Raw genomic sequence first — 25,095 nt, forward strand, 5'->3', positions numbered from 1 at the left:
CTCGTGCTCGTCGTCCGAGCGCTCGGAGGCGTCGGAGGAATCGTCGCCGGGACGCTGCTCGGTGTTCTCGTCCTCGGCGGACTCGCCACGGCGGCGGCGACGGCCACCGCGACGTCGGCGGCGCGAGGGCCGGTCGCCGTACTCGTCGGTGTCCTCGCCGTCGTGCTCGGTGCCGTTCTCGCCCGAAGGCTCGTGCTCGTCCTCGGCCTGCTCCTCCACCGGGGCGGGTGCCGGAGCGGGTGCGGCGGCGGGCTCGGCCTCGGCGGCCTCACCGCGACGGCGGCGACGGCGGCGCGAACCGCCCTGCGGGGCCGTCTCGGGCGCGGGCGTCTCAGCGGCCGGAGTCGTCTGCTCCTCGGCCGTCGCTGTCTCGTCCTCGGGCTCCTCGTCGTGCGAGGCGGAGGGCTGGGCGGCGGCTGCCGCTGCGGCCGTCTCCGGAGTCTGGAACATCGGCTCGGCGAAGACCGGGGCCTGGAACACGGCCACGGCGGGGCGCTCGGCCCGCCGGCTCCGGCCCGCGGGCTCCTCGACCTTGCCGGTGAACTCGGGGCGGCCGGCCGCGGCGGTGGCCCGGCGGCGCTGGCGGCCGCGCGGGGCGGCCTCCTCGACCTCGGCGGTCTCGGCGGCCAGCTCCTCGACGGCGGTCCTGGGCAGGCTCTCGCCGGTCTGGGTCTCGGCGGCCTCGGCGGCCTGCGGGGCACCCGCCGGGGCGGTGGCCTTGCGGGAGGCACGACGGCGGCCGCGCGGGGGCTCGGCGCTCTCGGCCGGCTCGGCCACCGGAGTGGCCTCGGCGGCCACCACGGGCTCAGCGGTCTCGGTGCGGGGGGCCTGGGGGGCACCGGCCGGGGCGGAGGCCCTGCGCCGGGCACGGCCGCGCGGCGCCTCGGCGGCGGTCTCGGCAACGGCGGGCTCGGGGCTCTCCACCGCTGCGGTCTCCTCAACGATCTCCACGGCCTCGGCGGCCTGCGGAGCACCCGCCGGGGCGGTGGCCTTGCGGGAGGCACGACGACGACGCGGCGCCTCGACAGCCGGCTCAGCCACAACGGCCTCGTCCTCGACCGGCTCAACAGCCACAGCAGCCGCGACGGGCTCCACGACCTCGGCGGCCTCGGCAGCCTGCGGAGCACCCGCCGGGGCGGTGGCCTCGCGGGAGGCACGACGACGACGCGGCGCCTCGACAGCCGGCTCAGCCACAACGCCCTCGTCCTCGACCGGCTCAACAGCCGCAGCAGCCGCGACGGGCTCCACGACCTCGGCGGCCTCGGCAGCCTGCGGAGCGCCCGCGGGAGCGGTGGCCTTGCGGACCGCACGACGACGCGCACGGGCGGGCGGTGCGGCTTCGGTGGGGTTCTCGGGGGTGGTGTCCGACTCTCCGGCGTCAACGGCCGGTATGGCCGGCGCTTCGGCCGCGCCCTGCGCGCCCGAAGGCGGGCCGGCCGGGCGGGACGCCGCGCGGCGCCTGCGGCGCGGCGGCAGCTTGTCCCCGGGGGTGTTGTTGTCTTCTGCGTTCCCGGTCGTGCCGGGTTCGGTGGGCTCGAGCATGCGGGCGGTTCTCCCGTCGCGCTCCCGGGCGCCGCGCCTGATTCCGGTCCGGCACGGTCCGCATGGTGTACGCGGTACCGCCGTCCGGGGCGCGGGCGCCGCACGGGGGCTGAATGTCTGGCTCGCCGGTTCCGTACGCGGTGTGCGCACGGCCTGGCGAAAGTCTTATGGGTCAGCGCGCGGCCCGGCTCAGGTGGCTCCCGATTCCGAGGGCTGCGCTACAACGACCGCCTTACGCGGAACCTGCACCATCCGGCGCCGTCGCGACGGCGGTCCCGGCGACCGTGGGTGGAGCGGCCGGGGCTGCCTCGCGGTCAGGCGCGAGCGGGTCGGTCACCGTGCCGGACTCCTCGTCGAAGAGCCCCTGCGCCAGCCTGGTCACCGCAGCGGGGACAGGCGGCGCCAGGTCGGCCACAACGCGGAGACCGGACAGGACGTCGTCAGGCCGTACGGCAGGTGTCACGTGCCGAACAACCAGCCGCAGTATCGCACAGGCCTTGACTCCGGGCCTATCAGGCTGATGATCAAGGGCCTGCAGGTCCACCACGGCGGACCGGGCGTCGAAGCTGCGTACGCCGTTCTTCGTGCGGCGCTGGACCTCGACGGTCTCGGCCCCGTTGAAAGCCGCCACGGCCTTCTCGGCCTCCTCGAAGGAGACCCCGTCCAGCCGCATCTCCCAGATGGAGGCGGTCAGCCGGTCGGCGAGACCCGAGGTGCGGGCCTCCACGGCGTCGGTGATGTCGAGGCCGTCCGGCAGCGAGCCGTTGAGCAGCTCGCGCAGGATGTCCGGGTCCCGCGCCTCGGTGAGGGCGATCTCCAGGAACTCGGCCTCACTGCCCGTGCCGGTGGGTGCGGCATTGGCGTAGGACACCTTGGGGTGCGGGGTGAAGCCCGCCGAGTAGGCCATGGGCACCTCGGAGCGGCGCAGCGCCCGCTCGAAGGCACGCTGGAAGTCACGGTGACTGGTGAACCGGAGGCGGCCGCGCTTGGTGTAGCGCAGTCGGATGCGCTGCACTGCCGGTGCGGGCGGCGGGCCTTCGGGCTGTCGCTTGCCCAGTGGTTCTTCTCCTCGGTGCGGGGCGGACGCGGTGACGCACCGCCCACGAAATACGGGTGGCCCGGGGTGTCCGCTCCGGCTCACCCCTGCTGGACGGATTTCTCGCCGTGCAGGGAGATCTCTGGTGCGGGCGCCGCGCTGGGCACAGTCGTTGCTTGTTGCTTATCACCCAGAGTACGCGCAACAGGCCTCCCCGGTTCCCGGGGCTCGGCCGCGGGCGGCCCGCCGACCAGCGCCCGCCAGGCGTCCCGGCGGGCCTGCCGGACGGTTTCGCGTGCCGCGCGCAGTGTGTCCCGGGCCGTCCGGCCCACGGCGAGGGCGGCCCGCCGGGCCGGTGCCCACACCGCGTCGCGCACGAAGTGGCCCAGAGGGGTGCACACCGCGCGGTAGGTCCAGGCCACCGGCGCCCCGACCAGATGCCACGCCAGCCAGGCCAGAGTCCGCCCGACGGCCCGCGAGACGAATCCGGCGACGCGCCAGGCGACGCCGAACGCGGCGGTGATCTCCCGGCCCACGGGAGCGAGCACCCGCTGGTACAGCCAGACCGCCGGAGTGACGAGGAGCACCATGACGAGCAGGCGGAGACCGGCCCACAGCCCCCGGGCACCGGCGGCGGTAACGCGGGCCAGCAGGTTGAGGAGCCGGGCGATCCCGTGCCCCAGCGGGGTGAGCAGTTCCCGGTACGTCCACGCGGACGGCAGGACCACCAGATACCGCACCACCCAGGCGACGGCCAGCCCCAGCGGCACCAGGACGTACCGCCACACACCCACCACCGGCCACACGAACAGGACGGTGAGCAGCAGTCCGACCGCCGTACGGATGCCTCGGCCGGCGGGGGCCAGCAGCGTCCGGTACACCCATTCCAGCCCGTGTCCGAGCGGGGTGAGGACCGCCGTGTACAGCCATCCGAGCGGGACCACGATCCCGTACCGCACGCCGGGCACCACCCCGTACCGCCACAGCGCGGCCCACGGCCACACGAACACCGCGGCGGCCAGCCACCGGAGCCCGTGCCCCAGCGGGGTCAGCACCCACTTCCACAGCCAGCCGGCCGGGACGGCCACGAGGACGTGGAACAGCCGGGCCAGGGCGCGTCCGAGCGGCCGGAGCAGGGTCCGGTCGACGGCGCGGGCGCAGGCGGCGAGGGCGTCCCACACCATCCGGACCGGCAGGACGAGGACGAGCACCACGATCCGCACCGGAATCCTGATGAGGGTGGTCAGACAGCCGTCACCGCTCTCGTACCGCGCGGGTGCCTGGTGCTTTCCGTAGTCCATGCACTCCATGACGCGAAGGCCCGGCCGGGAGTTTCCCCGGACCGGGCCTTCGTCACCGAGCTGTCACCCGGCCGGAGCCGGGCCGTGCCACTTCACGACGTCACGTCACGACGTCACTTCACGACCGGGTCACTTCACGACCGTCAGCGGGAGGAGCTTCTTGCCCGTCGGGCCGATCTGGATGTCCAGGTCGAGCTGCGGGCACACCCCGCAGTCGAAGCACGGGGTCCAGCGGCAGTCCTCGACCTCGGTCTCGTCGAGCGAGTCCTGCCAGTCCTCCCAGAGCCACTCCTTGTCCAGGCCGGAGTCCAGGTGGTCCCAGGGCAGGACCTCCTCGTACGTCCGCTCGCGCGTGGTGTACCAGTCGACGTCCACGCCGAAGTCGGGCAGCGTCTTCTCGGCGCTCTTCATCCACAGGTCGTAGCTGAAGTGCTCGCGCCAGCCGTCGAAACGGCCGCCGGCCTCGTAGACGGCGCGGATGACGGAGCCGACGCGGCGGTCACCGCGGGAGAGCAGGCCCTCCACGATGCCGGGCTTGCCGTCGTGGTAGCGGAAGCCGATCGAGCGGCCGTACTTCTTGTCGCCGCGGATCTTGTCCCGGAGCTTGGCCAGCCGGGCGTCGGTCTCCTCGACGCCGAGCTGCGGGGCCCACTGGAACGGGGTGTGCGGCTTGGGCACGAAGCCGCCGATGGAGACGGTGCAGCGGATGTCGTTCTGCCCGGAGACCTCGCGGCCCTTGGCGATGACGTTGACCGCCATGTCACCGATCTGCAGGACGTCCTCGTCGGTCTCGGTGGGCAGACCGCACATGAAGTACAGCTTCACCTGACGCCAGCCGTTGCCGTACGCGGTGGCGACGGTCCGGATCAGATCCTCCTCCGAGACCATCTTGTTGATGACCTTGCGCATGCGCTCGGAGCCGCCCTCGGGGGCGAAGGTGAGACCGGAGCGACGGCCGTTGCGGGTGAGCTCGTTGGCCAGGTCCACGTTGAACGCGTCGACGCGGGTGGAGGGCAGCGAGAGCCCGATCTTGTCGTCCGTGTAGCGGTCGGCGAGGCCCTTGGCGATGTCGCCGATCTCGGAGTGGTCGGCGGAGGAGAGCGAGAGCAGGCCGACCTCCTCGAAGCCGGTCGCCTTGAGGCCCTTCTCCACCATGTCGCCGATGCCGGTGATGCTTCGCTCCCGCACGGGGCGCGTGATCATGCCGGCCTGGCAGAAGCGGCAGCCGCGGGTGCAGCCGCGGAAGATCTCCACGGACATCCGCTCGTGCACGGTCTCGGCGAGCGGGACGAGGGGCTGCTTCGGGTAGGGCCACTCGTCGAGGTCCATGACGGTGTGCTTGGACACCCGCCACGGCACGCCGGACTTGTTGGGCACGACGCGGCCGATGCGGCCGTCCGGGAGGTACTCGACGTCGTAGAAGCCGGGGACGTAGACGCCTCCGGTCCTGGCGAGCCGGAAGAGCACCTCCTCGCGGCCGCCGGGACGGCCCTCGGCCTTCCAGGCGCGGATGATCTCGGTGATCTCCAGCACGGCCTGCTCGCCGTCGCCGATGACCGCGCAGTCGATGAACTCCGCGATCGGCTCGGGGTTGAACGCGGCGTGGCCGCCCGCGAGCACGATCGGGTCGTCGAGGCCGCGGTCCTTGGCGGCCAGCGGAATGCCGGCCAGATCCAGGGCGGTGAGCATGTTGGTGTAGCCGAGCTCGGTGGAGAAGCTCAGCCCGAAGACGTCGAACGCCTTGACCGGGCGGTGTCCGTCCACCGTGAACTGCGGGACCTTGTGCTCGCGCATCAGCTCCTCGAGGTCCGGCCAGACGCTGTAGGTGCGCTCGGCGAGGACGCCCTGGCGCTCGTTGAGCACCTCGTAAAGGATCATGACGCCCTGGTTGGGGAGTCCGACCTCATAGGCGTCCGGGTACATCAGGGCCCAGCGGACGTCGCACTCGTCCCACGGCTTGACGGTGGAGTTCAGCTCACCGCCGACGTACTGGATGGGCTTCTGCACATGCGGGAGCAGAGCTTCGAGCTGTGGGAAGACCGAATCGACAGACATCGCGAACTTTCGAGAGCCGGCAAGGATGACCATCCAGCGTACCGCGACGCTCAGCTTTCCCGTGCCGCCCGGATCTCCGCCCGCGACGCCCTGGCCCACACCCCGGTCAGCTCCCGCTCACGTGCCGCCGCCGTCCCGGCCTCCTGCCCGTACAGCAGTCCCCAGGTGAACGACGGCTCGCCGGCCAGATGTGCCTGGACGGCCAGGGCCCGCAGGGCCTCGCGGGCGACCACCCCGTCCTGGTGGTCGCCGAGGACGTCCTGTACGGCCTTCAGCCGCTTGGCGGACTTCCGGGCCGGCTTCCCGAGCGCGGGCCGGGCCGCCTCCGCCGCGTAGCGTGCGCGTTTCGCCGCCTTGCGGGCGTCGTGCAGGGCGACGTCGCGCTCCGGTCCCGGCGGCAGTTCCAGGGCGTGGGCGATGCGGTGCGCCAGCCGTTCGTGGTCCTTGCGCACGGCGCGCGGCAGCGCCTTGCCCGGTGGCTTCGCCGCGGCGGGCAGCAGGGGCGGGTCGGCGAGGAGCGACTCCAGGGTCCCGAGCAGCGTCAGATAGCGGCCGCCGTCCAGCACCGCGACGGTGCGGCGGCGGGAGCCGCTGCGGCGGGCCACGGACCAGATCCGCAGCCGTCCCCGGACCGGGCCGAGGACCAGGGTGCGGGGCAGTGCGTCGAGCCGGGTGCGCAGCCGTTCGTCGAGGACCTCCCGGTCACGGTCGACGCCGAGCTCCGTCGCAAGCCATTTCAGCTCATCGGCCACCGGGCCGGTGACGGTCCGGTCGAGAATGCCGCGGTACGTCCTGAAGGCGCTGCGCAGTCTGCGGGTGGCGACGCGCATCTGGTGCACGGAGTCCGGCAGACCGCGGCGCACCGCCGGGTCCAGGGCCACGATCGCCGCGCTCTGGTCGCGGACATAGGCCAGGACGTGGTCGCCCGCGGTGTGCGGTCCGGTCTGCTTCCTGCCCGGCTTCCGCTTCTTCGGGGCGGTCTCGGCGAGCGCCCGCGCCAGTTTGGACGGCGATGCGGAGGGCCGTACGCCTGCCTTGCGCAGTCGGCGCTCGACGGCGTCGAGGAACGCGGGGTCGCCGTCGTCGGCGAGTTCGACCTCGATCTCGGTCCAGGCGGTGGTCCCGCTGCCGCCGTGCAGCCGCTCGGCGCGGACCTCGTCCACGCTGACCTCGGCGAGCAGCACGCCGTCGGGGCCGGTGAGGTGGTGGACGTCGCGCGCGGAGCGGAGCCGGACCACGGGGACGACGGCGGTGTCCAGGACCCGGGAGCGGATCAGTCCGGCGAGCCCGGGCGGCAGGGAGTCGGAGAGCGGGGCCCTGATCTCGTCGCGGATGCCGGTGGCGACCGGGAATTTGAGGTGCCATCCGGCGTCCTGCCCGCCGGTGCGGCGGCGCAGGGTGAGGGAGTCGGCGGCGAGCCGGAGGCCCTCGGTGTCGTAGTAGACGGCGTCGAGTTCGCTGACGCCCAGGTGGTCGACGGCAAAGACTCCGGCCACCCGGCTCAGGTCGGGCAGCCGGGTGGCGTCGGTGGCTTCGTACTTCCGCTCGATCTCACGCTTCGAGTCCGCCATGAGTCGAATCTAGACGTGATGTCCGTACTTGGGCAGAGGCCCCGCAACGGCTCAGGCCGTTATCGGCCGCTGCACCCTGATCGACTGGAGCAGTCCGATGGCCACCCAGGTGGCGAACATCGAGGACCCTCCGTAGGAGACGAAGGGCAGCGGCAGCCCGGCGACCGGCATGATGCCGAGCGTCATGCCGATGTTCTCGAAGGCCTGGAAGGCGAACCAGGCGATGATTCCGGCGGCGACGATCGTGCCGTACAGCTCGGTGGTCTCCCGGGCGATACGGCAGCCGCGCCACAGGACGATGCCGAGCAGGACCAGGATCAGTCCGGCGCCGAGGAAGCCGAGTTCCTCGCCCGCGACGGTGAAGACGAAGTCGGTCTGCTGCTCGGGGACGAACTGGCCGGTGGTCTGTGTGCCCTGGAAGAGGCCGGTGCCGGAGAGGCCGCCGGAGCCGATCGCGATGCGGGCCTGGTTGGTGTTGTAGCCGACGCCGGCCGGGTCGAGCGCCGGGTTGGCGAAGGCGGCGAACCGGGCGATCTGGTAGTCGTCGAGCAGTCCGAGCTGCCAGATGGCGACGGCTCCGGCGACGCCCGCGCCGAGGATCCCGAAGACCCAGCGGTTCGACGCCCCGGAGGCCAGCAGCACGCCGAGCACGATGATGACCATGACCATCACGGAACCGAGGTCCGGCATTCCCATGACGACCGCCATCGGGAGCGCCGCCAGGCCGAGGGCCTTGGCGACGGTGCGGTGGTCGGGGTGCAGCTGGTCGCCCGCGTCGACCCGGGCGGCGAGCAGCATCGCCATGCCGAGAATGATCGTGATCTTGGTGAACTCGGAGGGCTGGAGCGAGAAGCCGCCGGGCAGCAGGATCCACGCGTGGGCGCCGTTGACGGTGGCTCCGAGCGGGGTGAGGACCGCCATCACGAGGAGCACGGACAGCCCGTACAGGATCGGCACCGCGCCGCGCAGGGTGCGGTGGCCGAGCCAGATCGTGCCGATCATCAGGGCGATGCCGATGCCGGTGTTGAGGGCATGGCGGAAAAGGAAGTAGTACGGGTCGCCGTGGGTGAGCGAGTCGCGTCCCCGGGTCGCCGACCAGACCAGCAGCGAGCCGATGAAGGACAGCGCGATCGCCGAGCCGAGCAGCGGCCAGTCGAGCCGGCGGACCACCGAGTCACGGGCGGTGAAACGGCCCCAGGCCGAGCGTTCGGGGGCGTACCGCTGGACGGAGAAACCGGCCATCAGTCGCGCCTCCCCAGGATCGCCGCGAGCGTCTGCTCGGCCGGCGGCTTGCCCGAGTCCGGGTCGTACGGCTTGATCTTCGGGGTCTCGATGGAACCGTCCTGCTGGATCTTCGGCAGGGACTTCTGCGGCGCCGGCAGGAGGGCCTTCTTGAGGTCCTGCTTGCCCGAGGCGTCGAGACCGTAGATCGCGTTGTAGATGTTGCGCACGGCGGGCCCGGACGCGCCGGAGCCCGTACCGCCCTGGGAGATCGTCATGACGACCGTGTAGTCCTTGGTGTATGTGGCGAACCACGAGGTCGTCTGCTTGCCGTAGACCTCGGCCGTACCCGTCTTGGCGTGCATCGGGATCTTATCCTGCGGCCAGCCGCCGAACCGCCAGGCCGCGGAGCCCCGGGTCGCGACACCCGCGAGCGCTCCGTCGATCTCGTTGCGCGTCTTCTGGGTGAAGGGCAGCTTGCCGTGCGACTGGGGCTTGATCTCCTGGACCGTCTTGCCGTCACCGCTGACGATCGCCTTGCCGACGCTCGGGTCGTAGAGCGTGCCGCCGTTGGAGATGGCGGCGTAGATGGTCGCCATCTGGATCGGGGTGACGAGGGTGTCGCCCTGGCCGATCGAGTAGTTGACGGAGTCACCGGCGCGCATCTTGTCGCCTTCGAGGCAGTTCTCGTAGGCGATCTTCTGGACGTACGTGCCGTCCTTCTTGCCTTCCTTGCACCAGGCGTCGTGGTTGGCCTTGGCGAAGTTCTTCTTCCACTCACGGTCCGGGACGCGGCCGCTGACCTCGTTGGGGAGGTCGATGCCGGTCTCCTTGCCGAGGCCGAACTGGTGGGCGGTCTTGTAGAACCAGTCGTTGGGCTTCTTCTTCGGGTTGTTCCCGCCGTCCTTCTGCCACTCCTTGTGCGCGATGCCGTAGTACACGGTGTCGCAGGAGACCTCCAGGGCACGGCCGATCGTGATGTCGCCGTAGCCCTGGGACTCGAAGTTCTTGAAGGTCTGGCCGCCGATGGAGTACGAGCTGGGGCAGGGGTAGTTGCCGTCGAACGGGTACCCGGCGTTGACCGCGGCGGTCGAGGAGATGACCTTGAAGATGGAGCCGGGGGCGGCCTGGCCCTGGATGGCCCGGTTCAGCAGCGGGAAGTTCGAGCTCTTGCCCGTCAGCTTGGCGTAGTCCTTGCCGGAGATGCCGCCGACCCAGGCGTTGGGGTCGTAGTTGGGCAGCGAGGCCATCGAGACGACCCGGCCGGTCTTGGCCTCCATGACGACGACGGCGCCGGAGTCGGCCTTGTAGTTCTCGCCGGTGTTGGCGTCGAACTCGGTACGGGCCGTCTTCATGGCCTCGTTGAGCTCGTACTCGGCGACGGCCTGGACCCGGGCGTCGATGGAGGTGACGACGCTGGCGCCGGGCTCCGCCTCGTCGTTCTTGGCCTGACCGATGACCCGGCCGAGGTTGTCGACCTCGTAGCGGGTGACGCCCGCCTTGCCGCGCAGCTCCTTGTCGTAGGTGCGCTCCAGGCCGGAGCGGCCGACCTGGTCGGAGCGCAGGTACGGCGAGTCGCTGTCCTGGGCCTTCGTGATCTCGTCGTCGGTGACGGGTGAGAGGTAGCCGAGCACCTGGGCGGTGTTGGCCTTGCCGGGTGCGGCGTAGCGGCGTACGGCGGTGGGCTCGGCCGTGATGCCGGGGAAGTCCTCGGCGCGTTCGCGGATCTGCAGGGCCTGCTGGGTGGTGGCCTCGTCGGTGACCGGGATCGGCTGGTAGGGCGAACCGTTCCAGCAGGGCTGCGGGGTCTTCGCGTCGCAGAGCCGGACCTTGTCGGTGACGTCCTTGGGCTTCATGCCCAGTACGCCGGCGAGCCGGGTCAGGACGCCCTTGCCGTCGTCCGGCATCTTCATCAGGTCGGTGCGGCTGGCGGAGACGACGAGGCGGGTCTCGTTGTCGGCCAGCGGCACGCCGCGGGCGTCGAGGATGGAGCCTCGGGCGGCCGGCTGGACGACCTGCTGGACGTGGTTGTTCTTCGCCTCGTCGGAGTACTCCTGGCCGTTGCGGATCTGGAGGTACCAGAGGCGGCCGCCGAGAGTGAGCAGCAGGGAGAAGACGAGGACCTGGATGACGACGAGGCGGATCTGGACCCGCTGGGTCCGGCCCGTCTCCGGGATGTTGGTCACGGGGCGCCCCCGGTGGTGGTCGGGCAGGGGGCCCGGTGCACGGTCCCCGGGAAATGCAGCCTCACAGTCGCTTGACTCCCTTGATCCGTCCGGCGCGTGCTGCCCGGTTCCGGGCGGCCTTGACGCGCAGTCCGCCGCGCTGGTTGCCGATCCGCAGGCCGGTGCCCGCGGCGAGCCAGCCCGCCGCGGCGTCCTTGCCGCCGGAGGAGGACTCGGTCAGCGGGTCGTTCACCGTGCGTCTGGCCATCGCCATGATCAGCGGCACGGTGAAGGGCGCGAGCAGCAGGTCGTAGACGGCCGCGGTGAACAGCAGGCTGCCCAGGCCCACATGGCGGGCGGCCGTGTCACCGACGAGGGCGCCGACGCCCGCGTACAGCAGGGTCGATCCGATCGCCGCGGCGACGACCACGGCCATCGGCCCGACGGCGGACTTGAGCTGGCCGTTGTCCGGCTTGGCCAGTCCGGCGAGGTAGCCGATGACGCAGAGGACCAGGGCGTACCGTCCGGCCGCGTGGTCCGCCGGCGGTGCCAGGTCGGCGAGGAGGCCCGCGCCGAATCCGATGAGGGCGCCGCTGACGTGCCCGTACACGAAGGCCAGTCCGAGGACGACCATCAGGAGCAGATCGGGTACGGCGCCGGGCAGCTGGAGCCGGGCGAGCACGGAGACCTGGACGACGAGGGCGATCACGACCAGGGCGATGGAGAGCAGAGTCCGGTTGACGCGCATGGGGATCAGCTCTACCTCTGTTCGTTTACCGCGTTGTCGGCGTTCGGTGTCGCGTTCCCGCTGGGGTCCGGGCTCGGGCTGCCGCTGGGGTTCGCGCTCTCGTGGATGTTCCCGACGACGTTGCCGCTGGTGTCCACGATGTCGCCGTTGGGCGAGATGGTGACGGTGACGGTCGGAGTGGGCTTCGGCTTCGCGGGCTTGGCCGGCTTCTTCGGCAGGACCGTGTCGCGGGGGTCCTCGCGCGGAGCCTGGACGACGATGCCGACGATGTCGAGCTTGGTGAAACCGACGTACGGACGGACGTAGACCGTCCGGGTCAGGTCGCCGCCCGACGGGTCGACGCGGACGACCTCGCCGACCGGGACACCGGGCACGAACGGCTTGTCCTTGCTGGACCCGAACGTGACGAGCCGGTCGCCCTTCTTGACCTTGGCCTTGCCGTTCAGGAACTGGACGGCGAGCGGGCGCGAGCCCTGGCCGGTGGCGAAGCCGAGCTCGTCGGTGGACTCCATCCGGGTGCCGACGGTGAAGTCGGGGTCGTTGGCGAGTAGCACCGTCGCGGTGTCCGGGCCGACGGTGGTGACCCTGCCCACGAGTCCGTCGCCGTTGAGGACGGTCATGTCGCGCTTGAGACCGTCCTTGGAGCCCGCGTCGATGGTGACCGTCCAGGAGAAGCCCTGGGCCGCTCCTATGGCGATGACTTCGGCGGCCTTGATGCCGTACTGTCCGGCGGCCGACTTCTTGAGCATCTTGTCGAGCTCACGGACCCGGCTGCGGTTCTGGTCGTCGCTGCCGAGCTTCGCCTTCAGCGCGGCGTTCTGCTGCTCCAGTGCGGTGATCTTGTCGTGCCGGTCGCCCGAGGCCCGTACGGCCCCTATGGCGTTGCCCACCGGGTCGACGGCTGCCGCGACGCCGTTCTCAACTGGTCCGAAGACCGTGGAGGCGGCCTGCCGGGCGCCGTCCACCGGCGAGTCCTCGCCACCGCGGATGTCCACCGTGATCAGTGCGAATGCGATGGCGATCAGCAGCACCAGGAGCAGCCGGCTCTCTCGTGTGTCCCTCACGTGCGGCGGCCGTGCCTTCCTCGTAGGAATGTTCGTGCCTGTATATCAACGATCCTCCGCGCGGAGCGGCAGCGTCCGCGCGGAGGGCCTGTTGAGTTCCTACCGTCGGGGCTGGGCGTCCAGCACCTGCTGGAGCGCCTCGAACTCCTCGACGCACTTGCCGGATCCGAGCGCGACGGAGTCCAGCGGGTCCTCGGCGATGTGGATCGGCATGCCCGTCTCGTGACGGAGCCGCTCGTCGAGGCCGCGCAGCAGGGCGCCGCCGCCGGTGAGGACGATGCCGCGGTCCATGACATCGCCGGAGAGTTCCGGCGGGCACTTGTCGAGCGTCGTCTTGACCGCGTCGACGATCGCGTTGACGGGCTCCTCGATCGCCTTGCGGACCTCGGTCGCCGAGATGACCACGGTCTTGGGCAGGCCGGAGACGAGGTCGCGGCCCCGGATCTCGGTGTGCTCGTCCTTCTCCAGCTCGAACGCCGAACCGATCGTGATCTTGATCTGTTCGGCGGTGCGCTCACCGAGGAGGAGCGAGTACTCCTTCTTGATGTGCTGGATGATCGCGTTGTCCAGCTCGTCACCGGCGACCCGGATCGACTGGGCGGTGACGATCCCGCCGAGCGAGATGACCGCGACCTCGGTGGTGCCGCCACCGATGTCGACGACCATGTTGCCGGTGGCCTCGTGGACCGGTAGCCCGGAGCCGATGGCCGCCGCCATGGGCTCCTCGATGATGTGCACCTGGCGCGCGCCGGCCTGCGTCGATGCCTCGATGACGGCGCGTCGCTCGACCCCTGTGATACCGGAGGGCACACAGACGACGACCCGTGGGCGGGCCAGATAGCGGCGCTTGTGGATCTTGAGGATGAAGTAGCGGAGCATCCGCTCCGTGATCTCGAAGTCGGCGATCACGCCGTCCTTCAGGGGCCGTACGGCAACGATGTTGCCCGGTGTACGGCCGATCATCTTCTTGGCCTCGGCGCCGACCGCCAGGATGCCGCCGGTGTTGGTGTTGATGGCCACGACGGACGGCTCGTTCAGAACGATGCCGCGCCCCCTGACGTACACCAGCGTGTTGGCAGTCCCGAGGTCGATAGCCATGTCACGGCCGATGAACGACATTGAGTTCCCCTTGTTCCCCATGAGGATGCGTCGGGCCTTCCCAAGTGAAAGCGGGTGATGGCTTGTTTTGGTAGGCGAGATGAGCGCTGCGGGCGTGGAAGCTTCCATCGTAGTGCCGGAAACACCGACACAGCGCGAGGGTCCTTCGCCTTGCTGAGCAGAACGGGTGGCCGTCCCACTCATGGTGACGTTACGTCGGAGGGATGCGTTCCCGCGATCGGTGTCCGTATGCCGAAGGGCGACCGAATTACTTCGGTCGCCCCAGGTCATGAGCGCTGTTTGGCCGATCGGAGGTCAGGAAAGTCCCGGAAAGAACAGCTTCATTTCTCGCTCTGCGGACTCCTCGGAGTCCGAGGCGTGGATGAGGTTCTCCCGGGTGATCGTGCCGAAGTCGCCACGGATCGATCCGGGCGCGGCGGCGATCGGGTCCGTCGGGCCGGCCAGGGCGCGGACGCCCTCGATGACACGCTCGCCCTCGGCCACCAGAGCGACGATCGGGCCGGACTGCATGAACTCGACCAGCGGCTCGTAGAACGGGCGGCCGACGTGCTCGGCGTAGTGCTGCTCCAGCGTGGCCCGGTCGAGGGTACGCAGCTCCAGCGCGGTGATCTTCCAGTCGGCCTTGCGCTCGATGCGGCCGACGATCTCGCCGACCAGACCGCGACGGACGGCGTCGGGCTTCAGAAGAACGAGGGTGCGCTGGGTCATGTGCGGCTCCTTGCAGGCATTCGGGTGCGGTGAGGCGAGATTACAGGGGCGCGATGACGGCCCGACGGCCGGGTTTGGCCGAGGCGCCGGGCGTGCCCGGCCGCGCGGCGGATCAGCCGCCGGCCGGGGCCGCGTCCGCCTCCTGCGCGGCCCAGCGGGCCTTCACCTCGTCGATCTTGCGGCCGTAGTGCACCGAGGCCCACCACAGCCCGCCGAAGACCAGACCGAGGATGAACATCATCGGCACCACGAAGCCACTGGCGACCAGCGCGATCTGGAGTGCCCAGCCGAGCTGAACGCCACCGGGACGAGTGATCATCCCGCAGAGCAGCACGGAGAGCAGCATGCCGACGCCGCAGACCGTCCACACCGTCGCGGACGACAGGTCGTCGGACTTCATCGCGACGAGTCCGGCGAAACCGATCACGAAGAACTCGCCGATCAGTGTCGATGCACAGAGCGTACGCACGTGGGTCAGCGCCTTCCCAGAAGCAGCCGGGCCTCGCCGACCGTGATCACGGATCCGGTCACCAGCACCCCGGCGCCCGCGTACTCGTCGTCCTCCTCGGCGAGGGTGATCGCCGCCTCCAGCGCTTCGTCGAGACGGGGTTCGACCTGGACCCGTTCGTTGCCGAAGACCTCGACGGCGACGCCGGCCAGGGTGTCGGCGTCCATCGCGCGACCGCTGGAGTTCTGGGTGATGACGACCTCGGCGAAGATCGGCTCGAAGGCCTCCAGGAGGCCCCGCACGTCCTTGTCGCCACTGGCTCCGACCACGCCGATCAGCCGGGAGAAGCCGAACGACTCGGACAGTCCCTCGGCGGCGGCGCGGGCGCCGGCCGGGTTGTGCGCGGCGTCCAGGACGACGGTCGGGCTGGAGCGGACGACTTCGAGGCGGCCGGGCGAGAGCACCGCGGCGAAGGCCTTGCGGACGATGTCCGCGTCCAGAGAGCCGGGCTGCTCGGCGCCGATCCCGAAGAACGCCTCGACCGCGCAGAGCGCCACGACGGCGTTGTGCGCCTGGTGAGCGCCGTACAGCGGGAGGAAGATGTTGTCGTACTCGCCGCCGAGACCGCGCAGCGTCAGCAGCTGCCCGCCGACCGCGATCTCCCGGGAGACGACGCCGAACTCCATGCCCTCGCGGGCCACCGTGGCGTCGGCCGCGACGGCCTTCTTCAGCATCACCTGGGCCGCGTCGACCGGCTGCTGGGCCAGGATGACCGTCGCACCCTGCTTGATGATCCCGGACTTCTCCACCGCGATCTCGCCGGGCGTGGAGCCCAGCCGGTCGGTGTGGTCCAGGGAGATCGGGGTGACGACCGCGACCGTGGAGTCGATCACGTTGGTCGCGTCCCAGCTGCCGCCCATGCCGACCTCGACGACGGCGACATCGACTGGCGCGTCGGCGAACGCCGCGTACGCCATGCCGGTGAGCACCTCGAAGAAGGACAGCCGGTAGGGCTGCTGGGCGTCGACCATCTCGACGTACGGCTTGATGTCCTGGTACGCCTCGACGAACCGTTCGGCGTCCATCGGGGCGCCGTCCAGGCTGATCCGTTCGGTGATCGACTGGACGTGCGGCGAGGTGTAGCGGCCGGTGCGCAGCTCGAAGGCGCCGAGGAGGCCCTCGATCATGCGGGCCGTGCTCGTCTTGCCGTTGGTACCGGTGATGTGGATGGAGGGGTACGCGCGCTGCGGGTCACCGAGCGTGTCCATCAGCGCGGCGATGCGCGCCACGGACGGCTCCAGCTTGGTCTCGCCCCAGCGCCCGGCGAGCTCCTGCTCCACCGCGCGCAGCGCCCTGTCCACCTCCGGATCGGTGGGGCGGGCGGGGACCTCGTCGCCCTGTGGCGGACCGGAGGCGGCGCGCAGCGTGCGGCTCCCGGCCTCGATCACCGCCAGGTCGGGGTCGCGCTGGGTCTCCTCGTCGACGATCTCCGCGAAGGTGTCGTCGGGATCGGACGCGTCGTGCCGGTCTGAAGGGCTGGGCTCGCTCACAGGGCCAGTCTACGGACCGGCACGGACATCGCGCGCAGCGCCCGGGGGCGGCGGTACGAGGGAGCCCCCGTGCTCCCTCGTGCGAGGGATACGGGGGCTCCGTCGGGTCCGGCCGGTCAGCTCTGCGGCAGGGCTGCCAGCTGTGCGCCGATCCGCTCGATGTCCGACTCGGCCTTGGCCAGCCGGCCACGGATCTTGTCGACCACGTTGTCCGGGGCCTTGCCGAGGAAGGCCTCGTTGTTCAGCTTGCCGTTGGCCTGCGCCTTCTCCTTCTCGGCCGCCGCAAGGTCCTTCGTCAGGCGCTTGCGCTCGGCCTCGACGTCGATCGTGCCGGACAGGTCGAGGGCGACCGTGGCGCCCGCGACCGGCAGCGAGGCCGTCGCGTGGAAGCCGTCCCCGGCGGGCTGCAGACGCAGCAGCTGACGGATGGCCCCCTCGTGCGGCGCGAGCGGCGTACCGGTCAGGGTGAGCTCGGCCGGAACCTTCTGGCCGGGCTGCAGCCCCTGGTCGGAGCGGAAGCGGCGGACCTCGGTGACGACCTGCTGGACGAGCTCGATCTCCTTCTCGGCGGCGTCGTCACGGAAGCCGCTGTCCGCCGGCCAGTCGGCGATGACGACGGACTCACGGCCGGTGAGCGCGGTCCAGAGCGTCTCGGTGACGAAGGGGACGACGGGGTGCAGGAGGCGCAGCATCACATCGAGGACCTCGCCCAGGACCCGGCCCGAGACCTCGGCCGGACGCCCGCCGGCGAAGAACGTGGTCTTGGACAGCTCGACGTACCAGTCGAAGACCTCGTCCCAGGCGAAGTGCCGCAGCGCCTCGCTGAGCTTGGAGAACTGGAAGTCGTCGTAGTACGCGTCGACTTCGGCGACGGTCTTGTTGAGCCGGGACAGGATCCAGCGGTCGGTCACCGACATCTCGTCGGCGGACGGCAGCTCGCCCTCGATCGTGGCGCCGTTCATCAGGGCGAAGCGGGTGGCGTTCCAGATCTTGTTGGAGAACTTGGCGGAACCCTGGACCCACTCCTCGCCGATCGGGACGTCGACGCCGGGGTTGGCACCGCGCGCCAGGGTGAAACGGAGCGCGTCGGAGCCGTACTTGTCCATCCAGTCCAGCGGGTTGACCACGTTGCCGAAGGACTTCGACATCTTCTTGCCGTGCTCGTCGCGGACCATCCCGTGCAGGACGATCGTCTCGAACGGCGGGACACCGTCGTTGACGTACAGGCCGAACATCATCATCCGGGCGACCCAGAAGAAGAGGATGTCGTAGCCGGTGACCAGGACGGAGTTCGGATAGAACTTCGCGAGGCTGTCGGTCTGTTCGGGCCAGCCGAGCGTGGAGAACGGCCACAGGCCGGAGGAGAACCAGGTGTCCAGGACATCGCTGTCCTGCGTCCAGCCCTCACCCGTCGGGACCTCGTCGTCCGGGCCGACGCAGACGACCTCGCCGTTCGGGCCGTACCAGACGGGGATGCGGTGGCCCCACCAGAGCTGGCGCGAGATCGTCCAGTCGTGGAGGTTGTCGACCCAGTCGAAGTAGCGCTTCTCCATCTCCTGCGGATGGATCTTGACCTTGCCGTCGCGGACGGCGTCACCGGCCGCCTTGGCGAGCGGCTCGACCTTGACCCACCACTGGAGGGACAGGCGCGGCTCGATGGTCGTCTTGCAGCGCGAGCAGTGCCCGACGGAGTGGACGTACGGGCGCTTCTCGGCGACGATCCGGCCGTCGGCGCGCAGAGCGGCGACGATGGCCGAGCGGGCCTCCAGCCGGTCCAGGCCCTGGAAGGGGCCGGGGACGGTGATGACGGCACGCTCGTCCAGGACGGTGAGGAAGGGCAGGTCGTGGCGCTTGCCGATCTCGAAGTCGTTCGGGTCGTGCGCCGGGGTCACCTTGACGGCGCCGGTGCCGAACTCGGGATCGACGTGGTGGTCGGCGACGACCGGGATCGTACGGTCGGTCAGCGGCAGCTTGATCTGCCTGCCGACGAGGTGCTTGTAGCGCTCGTCCTCAGGGTGGACGGCGACCGCGGTGTCACCGAGCATCGTCTCGGCGCGGGTGGTGGCGACGACGATGGTCTCGTCGCCCTCGCCGTAGACCATGGAGACGAGCTCGCCGTCGTCCTCCTGGTACTCGACCTCGATGTCGGAGATCGCGGTGAGACAGCGCGGGCACCAGTTGATGATGCGCTCGGCGCGGTAGATCAGCCCGTCGTCGTACATCCGCTTGAAGACGGTCTGGACGGCCTTGGACAGGCCCTCGTCCATGGTGAACCGCTCACGGGACCAGGCGACGCCCTCGCCGAGGCGGCGCATCTGGCCGGAGATCTGGCCGCCGGACTCGTTCTTCCACTTCCAGACGCGCTCGACGAAGGCCTCACGGCCCAGGTCGTGGCGGGACTTGCCGTCCTTGGCAAGCTCGCGCTCGACGACGTTCTGGGTGGCGATGCCGGCGTGGTCCATGCCCGGCTGGTACAGCGCCTCGAACCCCTGCATCCGCTTGCGGCGGACGAGCGCGTCGATCAGCGTGTGCTCGAAGGCGTGGCCCAGGTGCAGGGAGCCGGTGACGTTGGGCGGCGGGATGACGATGGAGTACGGCGGCTTGTCGCTGTGCTCGTCGGCCTCGAAGTAACCACGTTCTACCCAGCGCTCATACAGCTTCCCCTCTACCTCGGCCGGCGCGTACTGGGTCGGCAGTTCGGGGTTGCTGGCTGGCTGCTGCGCTGCGTTCTCGGTCACGCGAACAGTTTAGGGCCGTCACGGGCGTGCACTGAAACCCGTTTGTTCGGTAACGGTGTGCCTCCCGGTGGTCCGTCCCCGCGGGCCTTCCGTCAGGATGTTCGGAACGCGTAAGCATCACGAACAGGGGACATCGCAGATGAGCTTCAACCAGCCGGGCCCGTACGGCGGCCAGCCGCCCCAGGGCCAGCCCGGACCGTACGGCCAGCAGCCGGGCCCGTACGGCGGGCAGCCGCCGCAGGGCCAGCCGCAGGGCCAGCCCGGTTACGGGTACCCGCAGCAGGCCCCGCAGGGCGTCCCGCCGCAGCAGCAGCCCCAGCAGCCGGGCTACGGCTACCCGCAGGCCCAGCAGCCCGGCCCGTACGGCCAGCAGCCCCCCACTCCCCCGTACGGCGGCCAGCCGGCCTACGGCCAGCAGCCCGGCTTTCCCCCGGCCCAGCAGCCGAAGAAGAAGACCGGCCTGATCATCGGCGGCGTCATCGTGGCGCTCGCGGTCATCGGCGGTGGCGTGTACTTCCTGACGTCGGGCGGGGGCGCCAGCAACAGCGACGTGGCGGACTCCACGAAGGGGTACAAGCTGACGCCGGCGGCGACGCTGGACGCCTACAAGAAGTCCGACCAGGCCGGTGCCGCCAACGGTCCGCTGACGGGCACGGAGAAGGCGAAGGCGGAGGAGTCCGGGGTCAAGAACCCCAACGGGGCCGCGGCCAACTACCAGTCAGGCAACGAGAAGGACCTGAGCGCGAAGCTCATCCAGTTCAAGGGGTACTGGGGCGAGGTCAGCGACCCGGCCGCAGTGATCAACAAGTCGTTCGACCAGACCAAGGTGAACATGACCAAGGGCGACAGCGATTCCGATGCCGAGCTGGTCGGCTCGCCGAAGGATGTCACCCCGGCCGGGTTCAAGGGCGCACTGATGAGGTGCCAGAACATCAAGGTCAACAACAAGGAGGGGGACGGCAGCGCCGAGAAGGGGCCGGCATCCATTGAGGCACCGGTCTGCATCTGGGCCGACTACAGCACCGTCGGCATCGTGACAGGCATCGACCTGGGCCTCGCCATGACCAACAAGGCCATGTCGCAGGACGACGTCGCGGCGCTCTCCGCCAAGCTCTACAACACCTCCCGCACCAAGATCTGATCCCGGTACACCGCAACGCGAAGGGGCGCCCGGCCGAACGAATCGGCCGGGCGCCCCTTCGCGTACGTCTCTACGCCACCGCTACGCCGACTTCTCGTGCCGGCCGTCGTCGTTCTTCCCGATCGTCCGCGGCTCGCGCGGGACCAGGGTCGGGTTGACGTTGTTGCGGACCACGTCCGCCGTGATGACGACCCTGGCGACGTCCTTGCGGGACGGCACGTCGTACATCACGGACTGGAGGACCTCTTCCATGATGGCGCGCAGACCGCGCGCGCCGGTCTGGCGCAGGATCGCCTGGTCGGCGATGGCCTCCAGTGCCTCGCGCTCGAACTCCAGCTCCACACCATCGAGTTCGAACAGCCGCTGGTACTGCTTCACCAGGGCGTTGCGCGGCTCGATGAGGATCTGGAGCAGGGCCTCGCGGTCCAGGTTGTGGACCGAGGTCAGGACCGGGAGGCGGCCGATGAACTCGGGGATCATCCCGAACTTCACCAGGTCCTCCGGCATGACCTCCTGGAACTGGTCGCTCGCCTGGATCTCCAGCTTGGAGCGGATCGTGGCGCCGAAGCCGATGCCCTTGGCGCCGGCCCGGGACTCGATGATCTTCTCGAGGCCGGAGAACGCGCCGCCCACGATGAACAGCACGTTCGTCGTGTCGATCTGGATGAACTCCTGGTGCGGGTGCTTCCGGCCGCCCTGCGGCGGTACGGAGGCGGTGGTGCCCTCAAGGATCTTGAGGAGCGCCTGCTGGACGCCTTCGCCCGAGACATCGCGGGTGATCGACGGGTTCTCGCTCTTGCGGGCGACCTTGTCGATCTCGTCGATGTAGATGATCCCGGTCTCGGCCTTCTTGACGTCGTAGTCCGCGGCCTGGATCAGCTTCAGCAGGATGTTCTCGACGTCCTCGCCGACATAGCCGGCCTCCGTCAGCGCCGTCGCGTCGGCGATGGCGAACGGGACGTTGAGCATGCGGGCCAGTGTCTGCGCGAGGAGCGTCTTGCCCGAACCCGTGGGGCCCAGCAGCAGGATGTTGGACTTGGCGAGCTCGATCGCGTCGTCGCGGCTCGCCCCGCCGCCGTTCTCCCCGGCCTGGACCCGCTTGTAGTGGTTGTACACAGCGACCGAGAGAGCCTTCTTCGCGGGCTCCTGGCCTACGACGTACCCCTCGAGGAACTCGTAGATCTCGCGCGGCTTGGGCAGTTCCTCCCACCGCACCTCGGAGGTCTCCGCGAGCTCCTCCTCGATGATCTCGTTGCAGAGATCAATGCACTCGTCGCAGATGTACACACCGGGTCCCGCGATGAGCTTCTTCACCTGCTTCTGGCTCTTTCCGCAGAACGAGCACTTGAGCAGGTCGCCGCCATCACCGATGCGTGCCACGAGGTGCTTCCCCTTCGCCTGGGAGACGCCTGGTTCAGCGGCTCCTGGTGCCTCTATCCGACGGTACCTTGCCTGGCCCCTCGTTCGGGCCCCCCTTGGCACGGTTCACACGGCCGAGGCCGGGTGACCGTGCCGTGCCAAGGGGTAAAGCCCGACGTCAGGCGGCCGCTCCGGCCGCGCTCTTACGGGTCGCCACGATCTGGTCGACGAGACCGTAGGCGAGGGCGTCCTCGGCCGTCAGGATCTTGTCGCGCTCGATGTCGTCGCGGATCTTCTCGATCGGCGTGGTGGAGTGCTTGGCCAGCAGCTCCTCCAGCTGGGTCCGCATCCGCAGGATCTCGTTGGCCGCGATCTCCAGGTCGGAGAGCTGCTCACGGCCGGTCTGCGAGGACGGCTGGTGGATCAGGACACGCGCGTTCGGCAGCGCCAGGCGCTTGCCGGGCGTACCCGCGGCGAGCAGCACGGCCGCGGCGGAGGCCGCCTGGCCCATGCAGACCGTCTGGATGTCCGGCTTCACGAACTGCATCGTGTCGTAGATCGCGGTGAGCGCGGTGAACGAGCCGCCGGGGCTGTTGATGTAGATCGAGATGTCCCGGTCCGGGTCCATCGACTCCAGGCACAGCAGCTGCGCCATGACGTCGTTGGCGGAGGCGTCGTCGATCTGCACCCCGAGGAAGATCACGCGCTCCTCGAAGAGCTTCGCGTACGGGTCGTACTCACGCACGCCCTGCGAGGTGCGCTCCACGAAGCGCGGGACGATGTAGCGGTTGTCCACCTGCGGGCCGGTGTAGAGGCCGCTCGCGGAGGCGCCGGAGAAGTTGTTCATGTGGGTGTTCACCATCCTGGTGGCGTTCTGTGGGCTGGATGTCTCGGCGTACGAGAGATGCGGTGCGGTGGCGCGATCCGGGGAACCGGATCAGGCGCCGGTGCCGCCGCCGCCCGGAACGCCCGACGCGACCGTGATGATCTCGTCGATGAGGCCGTAGTCCTTGGCCTCCTCCGCGGTGTACCAGCGGTCGCGGTCGCCGTCGCGGATGATCGTCTCCACGGTCTGGCCGGAGTGGCGGGCGGTGATCTCCGCCATCCGCTGCTTGGTGCGCAGCAGGTACTGGGCCTGGATCTTGATGTCCGAGGCCGTACCGCCGATACCGGCCGAACCCTGGTGCATGAGGATGTCGGTGTTCGGGAGCGCGAAGCGCTTGCCGGCGGTGCCGCCGGTGAGCAGGAACTGGCCCATCGAGGCCGCCATGCCCATACCGATCGTGACCACGTCGTTCGGGATGTACTGAATGGTGTCGTAGACCGCCATTCCGGCCGTCACCGAGCCACCGGGGCTGTTGATGTAGAGGTAGATGTCCTTGTCCGGGTCTGCGGCAAGGAGAAGCAGCTGCGCGGTGATCTTGTTGGCGATGTCATCGTCGACCTGCTGGCCGAGGAAGATGATGCGCTCGCCGAGCAGTCGGCTGTAGACCTGGTCACCGAGGCCTCCACCGAGGGACGGCTCTCCGGCGGCGTAGGGCATCAGATTCGTCACGTATCCACCTGCTCGTCTCTGACGGCTCCGGCCGTCTCAGCGTCTTCGTACCGGGTGGGCCGGGACTCCCCGACCCTTCCTCTTCATGGACCCTAACGCGCAGGTGGGACAACGCCATCCCGCTTCCGCAACTGTTCGCTGGGAGCGCAAGGTCCGCAGTGCGCACACGGGTTGTGGGGGCGTGCGCCGATACGACGACGGGCTCCGGACGCGGTTGCGTCCGGAGCCCGTCGTACGGGTTCAGCGCGAGGCTCAGGCCTCGGTCTTCGCCTCGTCCGCGTCGGTGGAGCCTTCGGCGGCCTCGACCACCACCGTGGCCTCCACCCCCCCGGCCACCGGGTCCACCCACTCCACGGGCTCACCCTTGGTGTCGACGAACATTGGGGCCTACAAGAACCCCGCCCGCGCCTTGCCACGGGCGACCTCGCCGACGAGCATCGGCACCTGGCCACCCTCGACAACGGCCTGGGCGAACTGGTCGGGGCTCATGCCGGAGGACTGCGCGCGCCGCATGAGGTGCTCGGTGAGCTCCTCCTGGTTGACGTTCAGCTTCTCCTTGTTGACGAGCTCGTCCAGGATGAACTGGGTCTTGATGCCCTTGACGGCCTGCTCGGACGTCTCCGCCTCGAACTCCTCAAGGGTCTTGCCCTGGATCTCCAGGTACTTCTCGAGGTCGAGACCCATCTGGCCGAGCTGGTGGTGCTCGAGGTTGTGCTTGCGGGTCTGGACCTCGTCCGCGAGCAGCTTCTCGGGGATCGGGACCTCGGCGAGCTTGAGCAGCTCCTCCAGGACGCGCTCCTGGGCCTGGGTGGCCTGGTCGTACTGCTTGGTGCTCTCCAGGCGCTTGCGGCTGTCGGCCTTGAGCTCGTCGAGCGTGTCGAACTCGCTCGCCATCTGGGCGAAGTCGTCGTCCAGCTCGGGAAGCTCACGGGCGGCGACGGCGGTGACCTTGACGGTGACCTCGGCCTCCTTGCCCTCGGCGGAGCCGCCCTTCAGCTCGGAGGTGAAGGTGGTCTCGCCACCCGCCTCCAGGCCGGTGACGGCGTCGTCGATGCCTTCGAGGAGTTCACCGGAACCGATGGTGTACGAGACACCCTCGGCCACGCCGTCCTCCAGGACCTCACCCTCGACCTTGGCGGTCAGGTCGATCGTGACGACGTCGCCGTCGGCGGCGGCGCGCTCGACCGGGTTGGTCGAGGCGAAGCGGTCGCGCAGCTGCTCCACGGCCTTCTCGACGTCCTCGTCGCTGACCTCAAGGGCGTCGACGGTGACCTCGATGCCGGAGTAGTCCGGAATCTCGATCTCGGGGCGTACGTCAACCTCGGCGGTGAAGGACAGCAGCTCGCCGTCCTTCAGCTCCGTGATGTCGACCTCCGGCTGGCCGAGGACGTTGAGCTCTCCCTCGTTGACGGCCTCGGTGTAGAACTTCGGGAGCGCGTCGTTGACGGCCTCCTCCAGCACAGCACCACGGCCGAACCGCTGGTCGATGACCCGGTTGGGGATCTTGCCCTTGCGGAACCCCTTCACCGTGACCTGCTGGTTGATCTTCTTGTACGCCGCGTCGAGGCTGTCCTTGAGCTCCTCGAAGGGCACCTCAATGCTGAGCCGAACCCGGGTCGGGTTCAGGGTCTCCACGGCGCTCTTCACGGTTCGGTCTCCTTGGTGGCTGACTTCTTGGGGTTCTGCTCCACCGCACAGGAGGCGGCTTCGCGGACCGAGCCCGGTACATCAGACACACGGGCACGCATTTTGCATAGTAACGGCAAGGGGGAGA

Annotated in this window: 17 protein-coding genes and 2 pseudogenes; 1 reads left to right on the top strand and 18 read right to left on the bottom strand. The window is 69.8% G+C overall.

All coding sequences use genetic code 11. The features are described from left to right. The 14 genes and pseudogenes from ACFVW8_RS22410 to ACFVW8_RS22475 all read right to left on the bottom strand — a co-directional run. A pseudogene (locus ACFVW8_RS22410) lies at positions 1-1,542 on the bottom strand (ribonuclease E/G); the annotation flags it as partial. Between the two features lie 232 nt (positions 1,543-1,774). Further along, positions 1,775-2,557: a TIGR03936 family radical SAM-associated protein gene (locus tag ACFVW8_RS22415; RefSeq protein ID WP_389692661.1), complete on the bottom strand. Its 783-nt coding sequence runs from the start codon at positions 2,555-2,557 to the stop codon at positions 1,775-1,777. A gap of 122 nt (positions 2,558-2,679) precedes the next feature. Next, on the bottom strand, positions 2,680-3,879 hold the full coding sequence (locus ACFVW8_RS22420) for a hypothetical protein (protein ID WP_389692663.1): 1,200 nt from the start codon (positions 3,877-3,879) through the stop codon (positions 2,680-2,682). A 129-nt stretch (positions 3,880-4,008) separates the two neighbouring features. Then, positions 4,009-5,934, bottom strand: coding sequence for a TIGR03960 family B12-binding radical SAM protein (locus ACFVW8_RS22425; RefSeq protein WP_389692664.1), 1,926 nt, complete (start codon positions 5,932-5,934; stop codon positions 4,009-4,011). A gap of 50 nt (positions 5,935-5,984) precedes the next feature. Then, positions 5,985-7,505: a CHAD domain-containing protein gene (locus tag ACFVW8_RS22430; RefSeq protein WP_389692666.1), complete on the bottom strand. Its 1,521-nt coding sequence runs from the start codon at positions 7,503-7,505 to the stop codon at positions 5,985-5,987. 51 nt (positions 7,506-7,556) lie between these two features. Then, complete coding sequence (rodA, locus tag ACFVW8_RS22435) at positions 7,557-8,747, bottom strand: rod shape-determining protein RodA (protein WP_389692668.1); 1,191 nt, start codon at positions 8,745-8,747, stop codon at positions 7,557-7,559. Then, entirely contained in the window at positions 8,747-10,912 is a 2,166-nt protein-coding gene (gene mrdA, locus ACFVW8_RS22440; protein ID WP_389692670.1) for a penicillin-binding protein 2, read from the bottom strand. The genes rodA and mrdA overlap by 1 nt, the downstream gene beginning before the upstream one ends. 61 nt (positions 10,913-10,973) lie before the next feature. Then, positions 10,974-11,639 carry a rod shape-determining protein MreD gene (mreD, locus tag ACFVW8_RS22445; protein ID WP_389692672.1) on the bottom strand — a complete coding sequence of 222 codons (666 nt, stop codon included), beginning with the start codon at positions 11,637-11,639 and terminating at the stop codon, positions 10,974-10,976. Positions 11,640-11,650: 11 nt separating this feature from the next. Then, complete coding sequence (gene mreC, locus ACFVW8_RS22450; protein WP_389692674.1) at positions 11,651-12,703, bottom strand: rod shape-determining protein MreC; 1,053 nt, start codon at positions 12,701-12,703, stop codon at positions 11,651-11,653. Between the two features lie 99 nt (positions 12,704-12,802). Next, positions 12,803-13,822, bottom strand: a complete 1,020-nt coding sequence (locus tag ACFVW8_RS22455; RefSeq protein ID WP_024492993.1) for a rod shape-determining protein — start codon at positions 13,820-13,822, stop codon at positions 12,803-12,805. A 294-nt stretch (positions 13,823-14,116) separates the two neighbouring features. Further along, positions 14,117-14,530, bottom strand: a complete 414-nt coding sequence (ndk, locus tag ACFVW8_RS22460) for a nucleoside-diphosphate kinase (RefSeq protein WP_073965206.1) — start codon at positions 14,528-14,530, stop codon at positions 14,117-14,119. A gap of 112 nt (positions 14,531-14,642) precedes the next feature. Next, positions 14,643-14,999 (bottom strand): DUF4233 domain-containing protein, encoded by a 357-nt coding sequence (locus ACFVW8_RS22465; RefSeq protein ID WP_389692677.1) that lies wholly within the window; start codon positions 14,997-14,999, stop codon positions 14,643-14,645. A 5-nt stretch (positions 15,000-15,004) separates the two neighbouring features. Next, positions 15,005-16,528 (bottom strand): bifunctional folylpolyglutamate synthase/dihydrofolate synthase, encoded by a 1,524-nt coding sequence (locus ACFVW8_RS22470; RefSeq protein ID WP_389692679.1) that lies wholly within the window; start codon positions 16,526-16,528, stop codon positions 15,005-15,007. A gap of 116 nt (positions 16,529-16,644) precedes the next feature. Then, the gene (locus ACFVW8_RS22475; protein ID WP_389692681.1) at positions 16,645-19,266 is read right to left on the bottom strand and encodes a valine--tRNA ligase; all 2,622 of its coding nucleotides are present in this window, start codon (positions 19,264-19,266) and stop codon (positions 16,645-16,647) included. 139 nt (positions 19,267-19,405) lie between these two features. Here ACFVW8_RS22475 and ACFVW8_RS22480 point away from each other — a divergent pair, with 139 nt between their 5' ends. After that, entirely contained in the window at positions 19,406-20,407 is a 1,002-nt protein-coding gene (locus ACFVW8_RS22480) for a hypothetical protein (protein WP_389692683.1), read from the top strand. Between the two features lie 81 nt (positions 20,408-20,488). Here ACFVW8_RS22480 and clpX read toward each other — a convergent pair whose 3' ends face one another. The 4 genes and pseudogenes from clpX to tig all read right to left on the bottom strand — a co-directional run bounded on the left by clpX (position 20,489) and on the right by tig (position 24,968). Next, positions 20,489-21,787 carry an ATP-dependent Clp protease ATP-binding subunit ClpX gene (clpX, locus tag ACFVW8_RS22485; RefSeq protein ID WP_389692685.1) on the bottom strand — a complete coding sequence of 433 codons (1,299 nt, stop codon included), beginning with the start codon at positions 21,785-21,787 and terminating at the stop codon, positions 20,489-20,491. A 157-nt stretch (positions 21,788-21,944) separates the two neighbouring features. Further along, the gene (locus ACFVW8_RS22490) at positions 21,945-22,628 is read right to left on the bottom strand and encodes an ATP-dependent Clp protease proteolytic subunit (RefSeq protein ID WP_389692687.1); all 684 of its coding nucleotides are present in this window, start codon (positions 22,626-22,628) and stop codon (positions 21,945-21,947) included. A gap of 75 nt (positions 22,629-22,703) precedes the next feature. Continuing rightward, positions 22,704-23,309, bottom strand: a complete 606-nt coding sequence (locus tag ACFVW8_RS22495; RefSeq protein WP_389692711.1) for an ATP-dependent Clp protease proteolytic subunit — start codon at positions 23,307-23,309, stop codon at positions 22,704-22,706. Between the two features lie 264 nt (positions 23,310-23,573). Beyond that, a pseudogene (gene tig, locus ACFVW8_RS22500) lies at positions 23,574-24,968 on the bottom strand (trigger factor). Positions 24,969-25,095: the final 127 nt, after the last annotated feature.

Source organism: Streptomyces sp. NPDC058221, from assembly GCF_042882365.1.
Classification (GTDB): domain Bacteria; phylum Actinomycetota; class Actinomycetes; order Streptomycetales; family Streptomycetaceae; genus Streptomyces.